This is a genomic window from Niallia sp. MER 6 (assembly GCF_023714395.1).
Classification (GTDB): domain Bacteria; phylum Bacillota; class Bacilli; order Bacillales; family Cytobacillaceae; genus Niallia.
This window is the reverse complement of record NZ_JAMAUK010000101.1, coordinates 1-950: the sequence shown is the minus strand read 5'-3', so window position 1 is coordinate 950 and position 950 is coordinate 1. Positions and strand designations below refer to the sequence as shown.

The window sequence follows — 950 nt, the reverse complement described above, 5'->3', positions numbered from 1 at the left end:
ACAAACTTTTTTTAAAAAAAGAAAGAATGTTTTTTCGCATTAGCGACATGTACTAATATATCATCCATATTCGTGGAAGTCAACTTCTTTTAAAAACTTTTTATTATCTTCTTTCTTTAAGCGAGTTTCTATTCTACATAATAAAATTCCCTATAGCAATAGATAGTTCAATATTGATAATTTCTATAAAAAAAAACAAAAACCATATTAGTTTTTGCTTTTTTAATTTAAAATCATTTTTCCTCTACGATCATTTAGTTCTGCCATTATTGCGTCTTTCTTTGAATTCCATAAATTTAAAGCATCATCTTCATTCATGTACTTACTAAATGTTTGTAAAGCTTTTGTTTTCATCATCCAGTCTGTTAAAAACTCTACTCTTTTTATTTTACGTTTTGGTATATGACTATTTATAAAATCTTGAATGGCATCATCAATAGGATTTACTTCAAGGATTTCGTTATCTGTCTCATGCTTTAATTTGTATGTGATAAAGCCTACTGGATTTTCTATTTTATAATTATCTCTAATTGACTCCATTACTTGAATTACATTTCTTTTCCCATAATCCAACCAAATTTGTATCGTTTTACTCGTCACCTTAAAACCTAAATCCTTAGCCAGGTTTTTTATTTCTTTGATATCATCTTTAGACACGACAAAAATATCTTTTTCAACTTCTTCTGTACTTAACACTTCATGTTCAATGGATTTAGATATAGGAACAGGTAAGGGTAAAGGTTGAATAATAGAATCTTTGGTTTGTATAAAGAATTTAATCTCTTTAACTGCTCTTCCTTGTTTGATCTCTTGGAATTCAAATGTGATATCTGATTTTTTATTTATCTGTTTTTGAGAAGGTAGTAATATTCGTTGCTTAAAATTCCCATAAGCTGGATATATATTTGTTGCCCCTAACTTATGCCTTAGATCCTCCATAGTGAAAGTTC

At 28.0% G+C, this 950-nt stretch carries 1 pseudogene; it reads right to left on the bottom strand.

The features are described 5' to 3' along the window. Positions 1 to 222 precede the first annotated feature (222 nt). Positions 223 to 950: pseudogene (locus M3600_RS28410) on the bottom strand (hypothetical protein); the annotation flags it as partial.